At 75.8% G+C, this 16235-nt stretch carries 17 protein-coding genes; 4 read left to right on the top strand and 13 right to left on the bottom strand.

Annotated elements, in window-relative coordinates:
• Positions 1–35: 35 nt before the first annotated feature.
• The 7 genes from hisS to CLV72_RS02985 all read right to left on the bottom strand — a co-directional run bounded on the left by hisS (position 36) and on the right by CLV72_RS02985 (position 9100).
• On the bottom strand, positions 36–1358 hold the full coding sequence (gene hisS, locus CLV72_RS03015) for a histidine--tRNA ligase (protein ID WP_106238733.1): 1323 nt from the start codon (positions 1356–1358) through the stop codon (positions 36–38).
• A gap of 103 nt (positions 1359–1461) precedes the next feature.
• Positions 1462–2112: a Uma2 family endonuclease gene (locus CLV72_RS03010; protein WP_106238729.1), complete on the bottom strand. Its 651-nt coding sequence runs from the start codon at positions 2110–2112 to the stop codon at positions 1462–1464.
• Between the two features lie 61 nt (positions 2113–2173).
• Positions 2174–3109: a lytic transglycosylase domain-containing protein gene (locus tag CLV72_RS03005; protein WP_245929832.1), complete on the bottom strand. Its 936-nt coding sequence runs from the start codon at positions 3107–3109 to the stop codon at positions 2174–2176.
• A 121-nt stretch (positions 3110–3230) separates the two neighbouring features.
• A complete protein-coding gene (gene cydC / locus CLV72_RS03000; protein WP_106238725.1) occupies positions 3231–5033 on the bottom strand; it encodes a thiol reductant ABC exporter subunit CydC in 1803 nt (600 codons plus the stop codon).
• Positions 5026–6756, bottom strand: a complete 1731-nt coding sequence (cydD, locus tag CLV72_RS02995; protein WP_106238721.1) for a thiol reductant ABC exporter subunit CydD — start codon at positions 6754–6756, stop codon at positions 5026–5028. Before cydD ends, cydC begins: the two co-directional genes overlap by 8 nt.
• 19 nt (positions 6757–6775) lie before the next feature.
• Positions 6776–7729, bottom strand: coding sequence for a cytochrome d ubiquinol oxidase subunit II (locus tag CLV72_RS02990; protein ID WP_106238718.1), 954 nt, complete (start codon positions 7727–7729; stop codon positions 6776–6778).
• A gap of 45 nt (positions 7730–7774) precedes the next feature.
• Positions 7775–9100: a cytochrome ubiquinol oxidase subunit I gene (locus CLV72_RS02985; RefSeq protein WP_106238716.1), complete on the bottom strand. Its 1326-nt coding sequence runs from the start codon at positions 9098–9100 to the stop codon at positions 7775–7777.
• 129 nt (positions 9101–9229) lie between these two features.
• On the opposite strand from CLV72_RS02985, the gene CLV72_RS02980 reads away from it, so the two are divergent.
• Positions 9230–9562: a PadR family transcriptional regulator gene (locus CLV72_RS02980; protein ID WP_106238713.1), complete on the top strand. Its 333-nt coding sequence runs from the start codon at positions 9230–9232 to the stop codon at positions 9560–9562.
• On the opposite strand, the gene CLV72_RS32690 is transcribed toward CLV72_RS02980, so the two are convergent.
• Both CLV72_RS32690 and CLV72_RS02970 read right to left on the bottom strand, forming a co-directional pair.
• Entirely contained in the window at positions 9537–10286 is a 750-nt protein-coding gene (locus CLV72_RS32690; RefSeq protein ID WP_211302670.1) for a permease prefix domain 1-containing protein, read from the bottom strand. The genes CLV72_RS02980 and CLV72_RS32690 overlap by 26 nt on opposite strands.
• Complete coding sequence (locus CLV72_RS02970; RefSeq protein ID WP_211302669.1) at positions 10283–11014, bottom strand: permease prefix domain 1-containing protein; 732 nt, start codon at positions 11012–11014, stop codon at positions 10283–10285. The genes CLV72_RS32690 and CLV72_RS02970 overlap by 4 nt, the downstream gene beginning before the upstream one ends.
• 331 nt (positions 11015–11345) lie before the next feature.
• Between CLV72_RS02970 and CLV72_RS02965 the strand changes: the two genes are divergently transcribed.
• From CLV72_RS02965 to CLV72_RS02955, 3 genes are all read left to right on the top strand, one after another.
• The gene (locus tag CLV72_RS02965) at positions 11346–11624 is read left to right on the top strand and encodes a mycoredoxin (RefSeq protein WP_106238709.1); all 279 of its coding nucleotides are present in this window, start codon (positions 11346–11348) and stop codon (positions 11622–11624) included.
• Between the two features lie 49 nt (positions 11625–11673).
• Positions 11674–12114, top strand: a complete 441-nt coding sequence (locus tag CLV72_RS02960) for an ANTAR domain-containing protein (RefSeq protein WP_245929910.1) — start codon at positions 11674–11676, stop codon at positions 12112–12114.
• 75 nt (positions 12115–12189) lie between these two features.
• On the top strand, positions 12190–12420 hold the full coding sequence (locus CLV72_RS02955; protein ID WP_106238706.1) for a DUF397 domain-containing protein: 231 nt from the start codon (positions 12190–12192) through the stop codon (positions 12418–12420).
• 24 nt (positions 12421–12444) lie between these two features.
• Here the strand turns inward: CLV72_RS02955 and nudC are convergent, their stop codons facing one another.
• From nudC to CLV72_RS02935, 4 genes are all read right to left on the bottom strand, one after another.
• Positions 12445–13368: an NAD(+) diphosphatase gene (gene nudC, locus CLV72_RS02950; RefSeq protein WP_106238703.1), complete on the bottom strand. Its 924-nt coding sequence runs from the start codon at positions 13366–13368 to the stop codon at positions 12445–12447.
• A 72-nt stretch (positions 13369–13440) separates the two neighbouring features.
• Positions 13441–14883, bottom strand: coding sequence for a dipeptidase (locus CLV72_RS02945; protein WP_106238701.1), 1443 nt, complete (start codon positions 14881–14883; stop codon positions 13441–13443).
• 158 nt (positions 14884–15041) lie between these two features.
• Positions 15042–15398, bottom strand: coding sequence for a DUF222 domain-containing protein (locus tag CLV72_RS02940; RefSeq protein WP_106238698.1), 357 nt, complete (start codon positions 15396–15398; stop codon positions 15042–15044).
• Complete coding sequence (locus CLV72_RS02935) at positions 15395–16120, bottom strand: alpha/beta fold hydrolase (protein WP_106238696.1); 726 nt, start codon at positions 16118–16120, stop codon at positions 15395–15397. Before CLV72_RS02935 ends, CLV72_RS02940 begins: the two co-directional genes overlap by 4 nt.
• Between the last annotated feature and the right edge of the window lie 115 nt (positions 16121–16235).

Here is a 16235-nt window from a genome sequence, read left to right as displayed (position 1 = left end):
GCGCGCGGGCGCGCAGCCCGGGCGCCCCGGGCCGGTCAGGCCCCGGCCGGCGTCCATGTCATCAGGTCGGCCTCGGTCTGCTCGCCGCTGGCCATGTCCTTGACCTCGTGCGGCCTGCCGTCCTCGAAGGGCGGGAACCACACGTACGGGATGCCCTTGCGGGAGGCGTACCTGATCTGCTTCCCGAGCTTGTCGGCCTGGTGGTAGGTCTCGGTGTTGACGCCCCGCCCGCGCAGCGCGGCCGCGGCGGCGACGGCGTCGGCACGGCGGTCGTCGGACGGCACGACCACCAGCACCCGGCTGGGCGACTTCGCGCCCGGCTCGATCAGCCCCTCCGCCACCAGCTTGGCGAAGATGCGGGTGAGGCCGATGGACAGCCCCACGCCCGGCAGCTCCCTGCGGATGAAGGAGCCGGCCAGGTCCGCGTAGCGGCCGCCCGCCGTGATGCTGCCGTAGCCGGGCCAGTCGGTGAACTTGCCCTCGTAGACGGTGCCGGTGTAGTAGTCCAGGCCCCGCGCGATGGACAGGTCGGCCACGACCGTGCCCTCGGGCAGGTCGGCCAGCTCCTCCAGTACGAAGCCCAACTCGTCCAGGCCCGTGCTGAGCAGCGGCGAGGAGACCCCGAGCTTGGCGATGTCGTCAACCACGCCGGTGCCGGAGCCGCGCACCGACGCCAGGTCGAGCACCGCGCCGGCCTGCCCGGGGTCGAGCTTGAGGTCGTCGGCCAGCAGCCGCCGCACGCCCTCGGCGCCGATCTTGTCGAGCTTGTCGACGGCGCGGATCACGGCGAGCGGGTCTGGCAGGCCCAGCCCCTCGTAGAAGCCCTGGAGGACCTTGCGGTTGTTGATGTTGATCGTCCACGGCGGGATGCCGAGCGAGGTCAGCACCTCGTGCACGATCCTGGGCAGCTCGGCGTCGAAGTGCAGCGGCACCTGGTCGGGGTTGATGACGTCGATGTCGCACTGGGTGAACTCGCGGAAGCGGCCCTCCTGCGGCCGCTCCCCCCGCCACACCCGCTGCGTCTGGTAGCGCTTGAACGGGAAGACGAGGTCGTTGAAGTGCTGGGCGACGTAGCGTGCGAAGGGCACGGTGAGGTCGAAGTGCAGCCCGAGCCGCGCGGCGTCGTCGCCCGGCTCGCCCTGGAGCCGGTGCAGCGTGTAGACCTCCTGGGAGGTCTCGCCCTTGGCCTGCAGCACCTCGAGCGCCTCGACCGACGGCGTCTCGATCGAGCAGAAGCCGTACCGCTCGAAGGTGGCCCGGATGCGGTCCAGCCAATGCAGCTCCACCGTCCGGACCTCGGGCAGCCACTCGGGGAAGCCGCTGATCGGGACCGGTCGGACGATCTGCTGGTCGGACATGGTGGAGGACTTTCCGTGTCGGCTGCGCGGGGCTGAGGCGCCCTGTCCAACGGTACCGGGAGGCGGGCGCCGCGGGGGCGTCCGGCCCCAGCGGCGATCGGGCTCAGGCGGGCGGACCGGCGAGCCGGCAGGAGTCGATCCGTACGTTGAAGGGCTCCGGGATGGTGATCGGCCCGGACGAGACGCGGTGGCTGTCGTCGTAGTCCTCGCCGCCGGGACGGGAGAGCAGCGTCACACCGGGTCCGCGAGGATCCCAGTGGTCGATCAGGAGGTAGAGGGGAATCCCCGCTCGCGCGTAGTGCCGGCGCTTGACGATCCTGTCGTGGTCCGCGTCCGCCTTCGAGGTGATCTCCACGACCAGCAGGGCCGCCGAGCCTGGAGTGAGCGACTCCGGGCCGTCGCGGCGGGGTAGCGCGGTCCTCGGCACCACGACGAGGTCGGGGACGAACAGCCTCCGCTCAAGGGGGAATGCCAGGCTCAAGGTCTGGTAGATGCCCCATTCGGCAGGGACGACCCGGTAGAGCGCGCACTGGGTCTCCTCCGCCGCGCCGCTGTGGGCCGCGGAGGGCGGGGGGACCGCGAGAACGCCCTCCGCGCGGATCTCGGAGCGCCAGCCCTCGGGAGCGCCGGTCTCGTACCGAGCGCGCAGCAGGGAGGTCCAATCGGAGTAGGGCGCGGAGGTCACCGCCTCAGCGGCGCCGGCCGTTCCGGACGCGTCCGGCGGTCGGTCCTCACCGCGGGGATCACGGCTCATCGCTCACATGGTGGCACGCTGGGCCCCGCGGTGTGACGCCGTCCGGCGGACGCCTCACCCGCTACCCCGCCGCGCTCGCGTACCCGTTCGCCGTCTCCAGCACGTCCGTCACGTACTCGCCGGAGTTGTTGTACGACAGCACCGCGCTCTGCCAGCCCTCGACGGTCGACATGTCGCGCCCGTCGGCGCACAGGTAGCGGGCGGCCGAGACGGCGGCGTCGTCGATGTTGTGGGGGTCGGCCCGCCCGTCGCCGTCGGCGTCGGTGCCCCAGGAGCGCCAGGTGCCGGGGATGAACTGCATCGGGCCGACGGCGCGGTCCCACTCGGTGTCGCCGTCGAGCACGCCGCCGTCGGAGTCGCCGATGGCGGCGAAGCCGTCGCCGTCGAGCTGCGGCCCGAGGATGGGCACGGTGGTGTCGCCGTCGGCGTCGATCTCGCCCCCGCCGAAGGTGCCGTGCCTGGTCTCGATCTGGCCGATGCCCGCCAGGGTGGTCCAGGTGAGCCGGCACCCGGGCAGCGCGCCCTCGCTCCACAGGTGGGCGCCCGCGTAGGCCTGGAGCGCGCGCTCGGGCACCCCGGTGCGCGCCGAGACCTCGGCGATCCAGCCCTGGTCCAGCCGGGGCAGTACGCCCGGCGCCTCCTCGGTGGGCGCCGGCGCGGACTCGCCGGGCCCGCCGCTGAGCGCGCCCGTGCCGCCGGCCTGCTGGGAGCCGGGCGCCCTGGACGCGGCCGAGGCCGGCGCGCTCCCGGCCACCTGCGGGTAGGGCTCGCCGATGTAGACGCCCTCCAGGTCGTAGCCGCCGGGGATGACGGTTGGGGCGGCGAGATCGGAGGCGGGTGCGGGCATGCGCGCGATGGCGACGGCGACGGCCGCGGCGGCGAGCACGGCCAGGGCGGCGGCGATGGCGGCCAGGCGCACGGACGGACCCGGCCGGCCGCCGCCTCCGTAGGGGTCGCCGTGCAGGTCGCCGGGGAAGTGGTCGTTCAGGTCGGCCATTGTCGTCGCGGTCCGTGGTGGCTAGGGGTCCGGGCGGCAAACGGCATCAGCATAACGCTCACAAAACGGATCTTCCGGTGGAACGGTGCCGAAGTTCCTCGGCCCCGGCGCGGAGCGGCGCTCAGTCGGCGCCCGCCGCGGCCAGCGGCGCCCGCGCCAGCTGCTCGGCGGTCAGCCGCTCCCGGAAGTAGCCGGGCCGGGCCGCCAGTTCGGCGTGGCCGCCCCGCTGGGTGATCCGGCCGTCCTCCAGCACGACGATCTCGTCGACGGCCTCCAGGCCGGTCAGCCGGTGGGTGACCAGCAGGGTGGTCCGGTCGGCGGTGGCGGCCAGCACATCGCCGAGCACGGCGTCGGCGAGTTCGTCGTCCAGGCCCTCCGTGGGTTCGTCCAGCACCAGCACGGGCGGGTCGGCCAGCAGCGCCCGGGCCAGCGCGAGCCGCTGCCGCTGGCCGCCGGACAGCTGGGCGCCGTCCTGGCCCGGCAGGGTCTCGAAGCCCTCGGGCATGGCGTCGATGTCGGCGAGCAGCCCGGCGGCGCGGGCGGCCTCGCGCAGCTGCTCGGCGGTGGCGCCGGGCCGGGCCAGCCGCAGGTTCTCGGCCAGGCTGACCTGGAAGACGTGCGGATCCTGCGTGACGCCGCTGACCAGGCGGCGCAGCTCGGCGTCGGGCCGCCCTGCGGGCGGGCGCCCCGCGAGCAGGACCGTGCCGCTCTCCGGCGCCACCTCGCCGAGCACGGCCGCGATCAGGGTGCTCTTGCCCGCGCCGCTCGGCCCGACGACGGCGACGCGCCGCCCGGCCGGGACGTCCAGGCGCACGCCGCGCAGCGCGGGCGGCCTGGACGGGTCGAGCCGCACGGTCACATCGTCCAGCCGCAGGTCGACGGCTGCCGGATCGGCGGTGCCGCCGTCGCCCGGCGCGGCGGCGGCCTCCCCCGGGGCGGACCCGAGCACGGCCACGACCCGGCGCAGCGCGGCGCGCGAGGCCCGCAGCTGCACCAGTGCGGCCGGGAGCGGCCGCAGCGGTTCGAAGACGGCCAGCGCGGTGAGGCCGAGCACGACGACGGCCACCCCGCCGATCACGTCGACGGCCGCGATGCCGGCGAGCGCGACGGCCAGCACGGTGGCGCCCTGGACCAGGATCTGCCCGGCGCCGGCCAGCGCCTCGGCCCCCGCCGCCCGCCGCTGCGCGGCGGCGAGCCGGTCGCCCGCGCCGGCCACCCGCGCGGCGAAGCGGTCGTGCGCCCCGTACACGGCCAGTTCGGCCGCGCCTTCGAGCACGTCGCCGGTGTGCACGGCCAGTTCGGCGCGGACGCGGGCCACCGAGGCGGCCGCGGCGGCCGAGCGCGCGGCCGCCAGCGGCGGCAGCACCGCGCCGGCCAGCAGCAGCCCGGCGGCGAGCAGCAGCGCCGCGGGCGGATGGAGGAACGCGGTCACCGCCACCGCGGCCGCGCCGGCCGCGCCGGCCACGGCCACCGGCAGCCAGCTGCGCAGCAGCAGGTCCTGCACGGCGTCCACGTCGGTGGACATCCGGTTCAGCAGGTCGTCGCGGCGCCAGCGCCGCACCCCGCGCGGCACGAGGGCGTCGTAGACGCGCCCGCGCAGGTCGGCCAGGGCGCGCAGCGCCACATCGTGGCCGGTCAGCCGCTCCAGGTAGCGCAGCACGCCGCGGGCCAGCGCGAAGGCGCGCACGCCCACGATCGCCAGGCCGAGCGCGCCGATGAGCCGCTGCTCGGCGGCGGTGGCGATCAGCCAGGCGGCCGTCGCGGTGAGGCCGAGCCCGGCGAGTTCGGCGGAGGCGGCGGCGAGGGCCGCCAGCGCGAGCCGGCCGCCGTGACCGCGCGTCACCTCGCGCAGGGTGCGGGCGGTGCCGGCCGGGCCGGCGGCCGCGCCGTCCTCGGCGGCCGTCCCGGGCGTCGGTTCAGTCATCGGCGCTCCCGGTGGCGCGGGCGGCGGCGATCCGGCCGTCGCGGAGGGTCACGACCCTGTCGGCGTGGGCGAGCAGCGCGGGGCGGTGGGTGACGAGTACGGCGGTGCGCCCGGTGAGCAGCGCGCTGGTGGCGGCCAGCACCGCCGCCTCGCTGCGGCCGTCCAGGTGCGCGGTGGGTTCGTCGAGCAGTAGCAGCGGCGGGTCGCGCAGCACCGCGCGGGCCAGTGCGACGCGCTGCCGCTGCCCGGCCGACAGCCCGGCGCCGCGCTCGCCGAGCCGGGTGGCGTAGCCCTCGGGCAGTTCGGCGGCGAAGGCGTCGACGCGGGCCGCCCTGGCGGCCGCCTCGACGGCGTCGGAGGGCGCCGAGGGCTCGGCCAGCGCGATGTTCTCGGCGAGGGTCCCGGCGAACAGGTGCGGGCGCTGCCCGATCCAGCCGAGCCCGGCGCGCCAGCGCGCCCAGTCGGCGTCGGTGAAGGCGGCCGCGTCGGCGCCCCCGAGCAGCACCCGGCCGCTGTCGGCGCGGGCGAAGCCGAGGACCAGCGCGAGCAGGGTGCTCTTTCCCGCCCCGCTCGGCCCGACCAGGGCGACCCGCTCCCCCGGCCGGATCTCCAGGCTCACCTCGGCCAGCGCCGGGCGGTCGCGCCCGGGGTAGCGGACGGTCACCCCCTCCAGCCGCACCGCGGGCGCGCCGCCCGCCCGCGCGCCGGGCGGGGGCCCGGCGGCGCCGGGCGCGGCCGCCACCCGGGTCTCGTCGTCGATCACGCCGAAGGCGCGCTCGGCCACGGCCAGGCCCTCGGCGCTGGCGTGGAAGCGCGTGCCGAGGGCGCGCAGCGGCAGGTAGGCCTCGGGCGCCAGGATTAGCACCAGCAGGGCGACGTGCAGGGTCAGCTGCCCGTCGAGCAGCCGCAGGCCGACGGGGACCGCGACCAGCGCGACGGAGACCGAGGCGACCAGTTCGAGCACCAGCGCGGACAGGAACGCGATCCGCAGCGTGCGCATGGTGGCGCCGCGGTGGGCGTCGGCGATGCGGCGCACCACTTCGGCCTGCGCCCGGGCCCGGCCGAAGACCCGCAGGGTCGGCAGACCCGCGACCACGTCGGCGAAGTGCCCGCCCAGCCGCTCCAGGGACCGCCACTGCCGCAGGGTGGCGTCGCGGGTATGCGCGCCGACGAGCGCGCCGAACACCGGGATGAGCGGGAGGGTGAGCAGGATGATCAGCGCGCTGCCCCAGTCGGCGGCGGTCAGCCGGATGAGGATCGCGACCGGCACGACGACGGCGGGGACCAGCGCGGGCAGGTAGCCGGTGACGTAGGGGTCGAGCGCGTCCAGGCCCCGGGTGGCCAGGGTGACCAGCTCGCCGCGGCGCCGTCCGGCCAGCCAGCCCGGGCCGCCGCGCTGCGCGCGGTCGAGCAGCTCCGTGCGCAGCCGCGCCTTGACCGCGTCCGCGGCGCGGCGGGCCAGCGCCTCCAGCCCGAACCACAGCGCCGCCCGGACGCACACGACGGCGGCGAGCGCGGCGATCAGCGGCCAGGCCGGCGCGGCGCCGGCGAAGCCGCCGGCGAGCAGCGCGGCCAGCAGGTCGGCCTGGGCGACGATCAGCACGGCGGTGACGGTGGAGCCGGCGGCGAAGGCGAGGACGTGGCCGCGGCCGCCCGGCAGCAGACCGAGCAGCCGCCCGCGCGCCGGCGGCGTCCGCCGCGCCGCCCCTTCGGCCGTGGTCATCCGCGCCGCCTCCCCCGCGTCACAGGTACGAGGCTGTGGTGCGGTCGACCACGCCCCAGAAGGTCCGCCACAGCCACACCTGCGCCAGCGCCAGCAGCGGCAGCACCGGCCCGGCCGTGAGGGTGAGGACCAGCAGGGTGGGCTGCGGCGCGGCGTGCGCCTGCAGGACGCCGAGCGCGCCGGTGACGACCGCGAGCGCCGGCGCGGCCGCCGCGACGGCGGTGTAGCCGAAGGCTCCGCCGCCCCCGCCTCGGACCAGGGCGGCCGCCCGCAGGGTCGCGAGCGCCGCCACCATGAGGATAGCCCCGGCCCCGATCCACCACAGATCGACCCGGCCTCCGGCCATCGGCGCGCCCAGCGCGGCCACGGCGAGGACGGCGAGCGCCGCCATCGGCAGCCGCACCAGCAGCTTCGCGGCCCGCTCCCCCGGGGTGTCGGCGACCCGCCCCGCGAGGAAGGCGGCGCCGTGCGCGGCCAGCACCGCCACCATGGTGACCGCGCCGAGGAGGGCGTAGGGGTGCAGCAGGCCGGGCATGGGAGTGCCCGGTTCGGCCGGCAGGCCGGCGGCCGCGTTGGCCAGCGCCACCCCCCACATGGCCGCCATCAGCACGCTGCCCGCGGTGATGGCGGTGTCCCAGACCGCCCGCCAGGCGGCCGACTCACCGCGCGCCCGCATCCACAGGCCCGCGCTGCGCAGCACCCAGGCGACCAGGAAGAGGACCACGACCGGGTAGAGCCCGGCCAGCAGCCGCCCCTCCAGTTCGGGGAAGACCCCGAACAGCACGCCGACCACGGCGACCAGCCACACCTCGTTGCCGAGGAAGAACGGGCCGATCCCCGCCACGGCGGTGGCGCGCTCGCGCTCGGTGCGCGCGACCACGGGCAGCAGCACGCCGACCCCGATCGTGAAGCCCTCCAGGACGAAGTAGCCGCCGACCAGCACCGCGAACACGGCGATCCACAGGATTTCCATCGCTCTCCATCACTTCCTCGAACAGGTCCGTGCCGTCGCGCGGCACTAGAGGGTGGCGGCGGGTACGGGGGCGGGCGCCGCCTCCGGGGGCGGCGCGCCCAGCGCGACCCGGTCGGGGCCGCGGCCGATGGTGCGCAGGATGAGCGTCCAGTTGACGCAGAAGAGCACGCCGAACAGCACGGTGAAGCCGGCCAGCGAGGCCGTCAGCGTCGCCGGGTCGATGGGCGAGACGGCCTGCTCCACCGTCAGCTCCCCGTACACCACCCAGGGCTGGCGGCCCATCTCGCGGTAGATCCAGCCCGCGATGGCGGTGAGGAAGGGCAGCGGCGGCAGCAGCACCAGCAGGGCGAGCACGGGGCGGAACCGGGCCAGCGTGTTGAACGCCAGCAGCGGCGCCATGACCATGTTGGCGATGACGAAATACAGGTTGCCGCTGAGATCCATGAACATCGACGCGGTGGCCACCATCGGGCTCAACTCGTAGTCGCCGGGGCCGAACTGCTCGGTCAGCAGCCGCTGGGCGGCCGCGACGTCCCCGGGCTCGGCGTGGGCGAAGTTCGCCATCTTCATCGGCTGCTGCGCGCCGACGTAGGAGAAACGGGCGAAGCCGGCGCTGACTGCGAGAAACGAGCCGAAAGCGGCGAGCAGCACGCCGAAGCGCATCGTGCGCAGGAACAGGTCGCGGTCGGCGGCGACGCCGGGCGGGGCCGCGGCGAGGCGCTTCTTCGCGACGGCACGGCGCAGCTCGCGGCGGCGCAGGAAGTGGAAGGCGGCCGCGCCGACGAACAGGAAGCCGGTGGCGAGGGCGGCCGCGCCGACGATGTGCGGGATCGCGTACCAGGTGCTCTGGTTGGCCACCAGTGCGCCGAAGTCGGTGAGGTGGCCGACTCCGTCGCGGATCTCGTAGCCGACCGGGTGCTGCATGAAGGAGTTGGCCACCATGATCCACACCGCCGACATGTAGGCGGTGAGGGTCACCAGCCAGATCAGCAGGCAGTGCGTCCAGACGCCGAAGCGGTGCCAGCCGAAGATCCACAGGGCCAGGAAGGTGGACTCCAGGAAGAAGGCGAGCAGCGTCTCCAGCGCGATCGGCGCGCCGAAGACGTTGCCGACGAAGTGCGCCAGGCCGCTCCAGGCGATGCCGAACTGGAACTCCATCACCAGCCCGGTGAGGATGCCGAGCGCGTAGTTGATCACGTACACCTGGCCCCAGAAGCGCGTCATCCGCAGGAGCACGGGTCTGCGGGTGATGGCGTACCGGGTCTCCAGGATCGCGACGGCCGGGGCGAGGCCGAGCGTGAGCAGGACGAACAGGAAGTGCATGCCCGCCGTGACCGCGAACTGGGTGCGGGCGAGCTCCAGGGCCTCCATCCGGGCCTCCCCTTCGGACGATCGTCGATGTAGCCACTCTACATATAGCGAATCTACATGTAGTGTGGCTACATGGAAAATCGCACCGGCCCCAGCGCGGGAGCGCCCGCGCGCCTAGACTCGGCTGGCGTGGACCCCAACACGCTGCGCGGGCACCTCGACGCCCTGATCCTGGCCGTGGTCGAGCACGAGCCGAGGCACGGCTACGCGATCATCGAGGCCCTGCAGGAGCGCAGCGGCGGAGCGCTCGACCTCCCCACCGGCACCGTCTATCCGGCGCTGCGCCGGCTGGAGCGGGCCGGGTTCGTGGCCAGCGAGTGGGACGTGGTGGGCGGCCGCAGGCGCCGCACCTACCGGCTGACCCGGGCGGGCCGGGCCGAGCTCGCCGACCAGCGCAGCTCCTGGCTGGAGTTCACCCGGGCCATCGGCCAGGTGCTCAACCCCCGGCCGCAGGGCGCCTGAGCCTCCCGGCGCGCCGGGAGGCGGCCAGCGCCGCCAGCGAGCGCACCGCCAGGACGGCCAGCACCAGGTGGACCAGGTACAGCACCGCCATCACCAGGCTCGCCATCCTCGGCAGCATGTGGCCCAGCACATCGCCCGCACCGCCGAGCGCGAAGACCACCCCGGTGGCCGTCGGCAGCAGGGCCATCGCGAGCACCAGGGCCGAGGTGCCGGCCACCAGCCGGGCGGGGTCGGCCGCCCGGCGCGCCGAGCGCCGCAGCAGCAGCCAGAGCGCCACCGCGCCCGGCACGACGAGCAGCGGGACGGCGTCCACCGCGGTGCTGACCGCGACCAGCCAATCCGGCTGGGCCTGCCACAGCCGCCACTCCCGCGGAGTGCTCGCCGTCCACAGCGACGAGGAGGCCGCCTGCCCGGCCGGCGACACCACCGCCACCAGCACGGCCAGCCGGCGCCCCTGGGAGCGGTGCAGCTCCGCCTGGAAGTGGGGCGCGACCTCGGCGACGGTGCCGAAGTCGGCCACGGCCCGCCGCCGCGCCTCCGCGCGCTCCAACCCTTCGGCCTCGTAGGCCTCGGCCGCGTCGGTCAGCCCGTCGGCCACCTCCGCCAGCATGTCCGCCTTCTCCCGGCGCGCCCCCACCAGCGCGCGCCCCAGGCCGCGCACGTAGGCGTCCACCGGATCGCCGCCGCCCCGGCGGCCGGGCGGCCGGCCCGCGGCCGGGATCACGCCGCCTCCGTCCTGGCGGGGGCGGCGGCCGCGGGCCCCGACCCCAGGGCGCAGAGCACCGCGAGCACGACGACGGTCGCGTTGAGCAGCGTGCCGACGCCGAACACGAGTGTGGCCGGCATCATGCCGGCGTAGTGCTCGGGCGGCAGGTCGGCCACGGCGTTCAGCAGCCAGCCGGCGAGCGCGGCGAAGCCCTGGACCGCGAGCACCGCGACACCGGCCCCGCGCACCAGCCGCACGACGCCGCCCCCGCGCCTGGCGCTGCGGGCGAGGAGGACGAGCACCACCGCGCCGACCAGCGCCGACAGCAGGTGCGAGGCGTCGACCGCCTGGGCCAGCAGCAGCACCCCGTCGGGCTGCTCCCGCCACCGGCGGGCATCCTCCGGCGATCCGGAGGAGCTCCACAGCACGGTGGTGGAGGCCAGTACCGACAGCGGGACGACCACGGCGCAGACCGCGAGCAGCCGCGCACGGCCGCACAGCAGCTCGGCCTGGAAGCCGGCGGCGATCTCGGCGACCGGGCCGAAGTCGGCCACGGCCCGCCGCCGCGCCTCCGCGCGGTCCAGGCCGGCCGCCTCGTAGGCCTCGGCGGCGTCGGTCAGGCCGTCGGAGACCTCCGCCAGGATGTCGGCTTTGGCGCGGGCCGGACCCGCCAGGGCCGCGCCGAGTTCGCCGACGTAGCCGGCCACCGGGTCCCCGGCCGCGCGGGCCGCCGCCCTCTTGTGCATATTCGCCTCACCGTGCGACTCACCGTCACCGGCTACCCTAGGCGAGCCCGCCCGCGCGCACCCGGCCCCCCGCCCCCGGTTCACCCCCGAGCGGACCCTGAGGCATCCCCGAGGGCGGTCGCGCCCGAGGTCGCGGGGCACCGGCGGCCGACCCGCGGATTCGCAGAACAGGCCAGACAAAGAAGGCATACTCTACGAAGGGGTCACGGGTCGTGACGTGGCCTCCGGCCATCCGGTGCGGCCTCCACCGCACTGCGACCGGGAAGGAAGCGGGCATATCGGGCGTTGCAAGCAGCGTCGCGATCGGTGACTCACCCCAAGGAGAGCGTCCATGGCCAGCCCTGCAAGCCCCGCCGAGGCCACGACGGCCAGAATCACCATGTACACCACCCCGTGGTGCGGGTTCTGCAAGCGCCTCAAGGGCCAGCTGTCGCGGGAGGGCATCGAGGTCCGCGAGGTCGACATCGAGCGCGACCCCGAGGCCGCACGCTTCGTGATGAGCGTCAACGGCGGGAACCAGACCGTGCCCACCGTCGTCTTCGCCGACGGTGCGGCGCTGACCAACCCGTCCGTCGCCCAGATCAAGGAGAAACTTGCCGAGCAGGAGTGATCACTCCGCGGCGGCGGTCGCCGTCGCCGACCGGGGGACCGAGCAGACGATCCACCGCACCTCCGCCGGCTGGCGGGTGGGCGGCACCGAGCTGGGCGACCTCACCAGCGCGATGGTCCTCGCCGACCTCATCGCCGCCGAGGAGCAGGCGTCCGAGCACCCCGGCGGCCGGCCGCCGGGGCGGCCGCCCCGCGCGCCCGACGGAGCCGGTGAGGCCGAGCGGCTGCGCGTCACGGTGGCGCAGCTCGAGCACGCCCTGAACACCCGAGTGGTCGTCGAGCAGGCGATCGGCGTCGTCACGGAGCGGCACCGCGTCTCGCCGCGCGACGCCTTCGAGCGGCTGCGCCAGGTGGCGCGCTCCGGCGGTCGGCGGGTGGCTGAGGTGGCCGGCGACGTGGTGACCAGCGCGACCAATCCGCTGGTACCGCTCCCGGCCGAACTGGCCAGACCCCAGCCGGGCGGCGGAGGCGCCGCCAGGCGCAGGCGCTGAGGGCGCGCGCACCGCTGGAGCCGGCGCGTGAAGCCCCGCCGCGCCGCGCGGCCGTGCATTAGGATCGCAGTCACTATGAGCGACGAAAAGCCCACGCCCCAGCAGCTGGACCTCTCCGGCGCCGAATGGCTGCGCAGCCCCGACAGCCCGCCCGACGCCGACGCCGTCGAGATCGCCTTCGTCGGCGAGTTCATCGCGATGCGCAAGGCGAACGACCCCACCCCGCCGCTGATCTTCACGCAGGGCGAGTGGGACGCCTTCGTCCTGGGCGCCAAGGACGGCGAGTTCGACATCGAGGTCGCCTGAGCCCGGCACCTCCACCCGCCCGGCTCACCACTCCCCGGGCAGTTCCCCGCCGTACCAGTGCTCGATCAGCTTGCGCGCGATCGAGACCGAGCCCGGCAGCCTGATCCGGTCGGCGTCCACCGCCTCGCGCAGCTCCGCGCGGGTGAACCAGTACACCTGCGTGATCTCCTCGAAGTCCGTGCGCTCGGCCCGCCCGGTCGCACGGGCGGTGAAGCCCAGCATCAGGCTGCGCGGGAACGGCCATGGCTGGCTGCCGAGGAACTCCGGCCGCTGCACGGCGACGCCCACCTCCTCGGCCACCTCGCGCACCACCGCCTGCTCCGCCGACTCCCCCGCCTCCACGAAGCCGGCCAGCACCGAGACCCTGCGCTCGTCCGGCCAGCGCGGATTGTGCGCCAACAGGCAGCGGTCGCCGTCGTGCACCAGCATGATCACGGCCGGGTCGGTGCGCGGGAAGTGCTCGATGCCCTCGCGCTCGCAGATCCGCACATGGCCGGCCGCGGCGAGCCGGGTCGGCCCGCCGCAGCGCGGGCAGAAGCGGTTCCCCGCGTGCCACGCGTCCAGCGCCGCCGCCTGGGTGAGCAGCCCGGCGTCGCGGTCCGACAGCAGCGCGCCGTAGCGGCGCAGGTCTCCGGGGGCACCGCCCTCGACCACCGGCAGCGGCGCGTGCACCGAGAAGTAGGCGACGCCCTCGCCGTCGACGCCAAGCAGGATCCGCTCTCCCTCGGGCGCGGCGGCCGGCTCGACCAGCATCAGCCCCGGCGGCGAGCCCGCCACCAGCGCGTGCCCCTCGGCCACCACCAGCACCCGGGTGCGGGGATCCGCCCAGGCCGCGGCCAGCCAGGCGTCGTCCTTGCGGCGGTAGCCCGCCAGGTCGACGCCGCTCCGTGATAGCGCCGGGCGCAGCCCGCCGCGGCGGGCTTCCGCCGCGCTCCGGTCGTCCTTCATCCTGCTCCCCTCGTACCGCGCCGCCCGCCGTCCGCCCCCGCCGGAACGGCCCCTCGCCGCCCCGGGACCCGGTCAGCCGGCGCCGGAGCGGGCCCCGGCGAGTTCGGACCACAGGTAGGCGGCCGCCTCGGCCCCCTTGAGCAGCAGGTCGACCTCGACCTTCTCGTTGGGCGCGTGGATGCGGTCGTCGTCCAGGCCCACGGCGACGAAGACCAGCGTCGCGGCCAGGATCTCGGCGAGATCGGCCTCGGGCCCGCTGCCGCCCTCGCGGGTGAACAGCACCTCGGTGCCGAAGGCCCGCTCCATCGCCCGCCGCGCCGCCCGCACCTCGGGCGCGTCGATGTCGGAGAAGCACGGCCGCACCCCCGGCCCGTGGAAGACCACCTCGGCGCGCAGGCCCGGCGGCACCGAGCGCTCGACGTGCTCGCGGAAGAGCCGCTGGATCCTGCCCGGCTCCTGGTGGGCGACCAGCCGGAACGAGACCTTGGCGTGCGCCGAGCGCGGCACGATCGTCTTGCCGCCGGGGCCGGTGTAGCCGCCCCAGACCCCGTTGACCTCGGCGGTCGGCCGCGCCCAGACGCGCTCCAGCGTGGTGTAGCCGGCCTCGCCCGCCGCGGCGCGGCTGCCCGCGGTGGCCAGCCAGGCGTCCTCGTCGAAGGGCAGTCGCCCGAACAGCTCCCGCTCGGCGCCGGTCAGCTCCACCACGTCGTCGTAGAAACCGGGGACCGCCACCCGGCCGTCGTCGTCGTGCAGCCCGGCGAGCAGCCGCGCCATGGCGGCGGCCGGATTCGGCACCGCGCCGCCGAAAGAGCCGGAGTGCAGGTCGCCGTCAGGGCCGTACAGGCTGATCTCGCAGTCGGTGAGGCCCCGCATGCCCGTGCACATGGACGGTACGTCGGCTGCCCACATGGTGGTGTCGGAGACCACCACCACATCGCAGGCCAGCCGGTCCAGGCGCGACCGCAGCAGCGGCGCAAAGTGCGGCGAGCCCGACTCCTCCTCGCCCTCGACCAGCAGCTTGAGGGTGACCGGCGGGGCCGCCGCGCCCGACGCGGCCAGCGCGGCACGCAGCCCGAGGGTGTGGAAGAGCACCTGCCCCTTGTCGTCGGAGGCGCCGCGGCCGTACAGGCGGCCGTCCCGCTCCACCGGCTCGAACGGCGGATGGTGCCAGGCCTCCGGCGGATCGGCCGGCTGGACGTCGTGGTGGCCGTAGACCAGCGCGGTGGGCGCCTGCGGATCGGCGGCCGGCCATTCCGCGTAGACGGCGGGCGCTCCCGCCGTCTCCCAGATCTCCACCACCGGGAAGCCGGTGCCGCGCAGGTGCTCGGCCAGCCAGCGGGCGGAGGCGGCGACGTCGCCGCGGTGCGCCGGGTCGGCGGAGATGGACGGGATCGCCAGCCACTGCTTGAGCTCGGTCAGGAAGTCGCCCGCGTGCTCAGCGATGTACGCGCGCACGGCGGCGTCGCCGTCGACCCCGGCGTGGCGTCTGGGCCCTGTCCCTGTCTCCGCACTCATCCTCGCTCCTTCGCGATCGCTCCCAGGCAGCCTACGGCCGCCCACCGGGTGCGCCGCACCTCGGAGGGGAGCTGTGCGCGAGGCCGCACCGCGGCGGCGGGCGCCCCGAGGCGGAGGATGAGGAGGAGAGGGGAAAGAGCAGGAGACGGCGCAGGGGATCAGTCGAAGGCGGCCCGCCGCCCGCCGCGGGCCTCGGCGTCGAGGGCGCGGCGCGACATGGCGGCCACCGCGTCCGCGCGGCGCTGCCCGAGCGTGCGGCGGTCGCCGCGGCGCGGCGGGTCGGTGAAGGCGGCGAGCACCCGGGTGAACAGCGCGTGCTCGTCCGCCGGGAGTCTCGCCTCCAGGTCGAGCACGCCGCCCTCGGCGCCGTCGGCCCCGGGTACGAGGGCGTCGGGGCGGTCCGAGCGCCGCACCCCCTGAGCCAGCAGGGCGACGCCCGCGACCGCGAGGGTGTCCAGCGCCGCCTCGCCGAAGGCGAGCGGATCGTCGCTCGCCTCCTCAATGATCGAACTCATGTTCGAACTCTAGCAGGCCCGGCGAGCGAGCGCGCATAGCCGTCCAGCCGCTCGGCGAGCTCGGCGGGCCGCGCCAGCATCGGCATATGGCCGCCGCCCATCTCGTCGGCGGCGATGCCCAGCCGCTCGCGCACCAGCCGGCGCATGAACTCCGCCGGGAAGAAGCGGTCGTCGCGGCAGAGCAGCGCCCGGGTCGGCACCGGCGGCCAGGCGACCAGCCCCCACGGCTCCTCCATCGACCGCGCCGACTGGTCGCGCGAGCGCCGCAGCGCCTCGGCCGCGAGCCCCGGCGGGACGTCGTGGGTGAACACCTCGGCCTCGGAGCCGGACGCGGCCTCCGCCGCCGCACCGTGCTCCCGCAGGTACGCCTGGTACCCGCTGGCCTCCCACCACTCCTGCGCCGCCTCCCCCGGCGCCGGGACCATGCCGGCCACCAGCACCAGCAGGTCGGCCTCGACCCGGCCGCACAGCAGTGCGGCGGTGAAGGCGCCGAGGGAGTGCCCGACGACGACCAGCTCCGCCCCCGCCCGGTCCCGGCGCCGCGCACGGGCGCCGAGCGCGTCGGCGACGGTACCGGCGAATTCCGACAGCCCGGCCCCGGGATCCTCGACCGGCAGGTCGACCGCGACCACGTCATGGCCGCGACCGGCCAGGTCCGCGGCGACGAGGTGCCATTCCCAGGCACTGCCGCCACCACCGTGCACCACGGCGAAGACCGCCATCACTCCCCCTCGCAGCTCCGACCCTGGTCGGCTACCCGGGCCTGGCGGCACGCTACCGGCCGGCTCCGACACCGACGGGCCGCCCGGCTCCGCCCCGGCCCCACGGGCGCCCGGC

The organism is Allonocardiopsis opalescens (genome assembly GCF_003002095.1).
GTDB classification, from domain to species: domain Bacteria; phylum Actinomycetota; class Actinomycetes; order Streptosporangiales; family Streptosporangiaceae; genus Allonocardiopsis; species Allonocardiopsis opalescens.
This window is presented reverse-complemented; position numbering and strand designations above follow the sequence as displayed.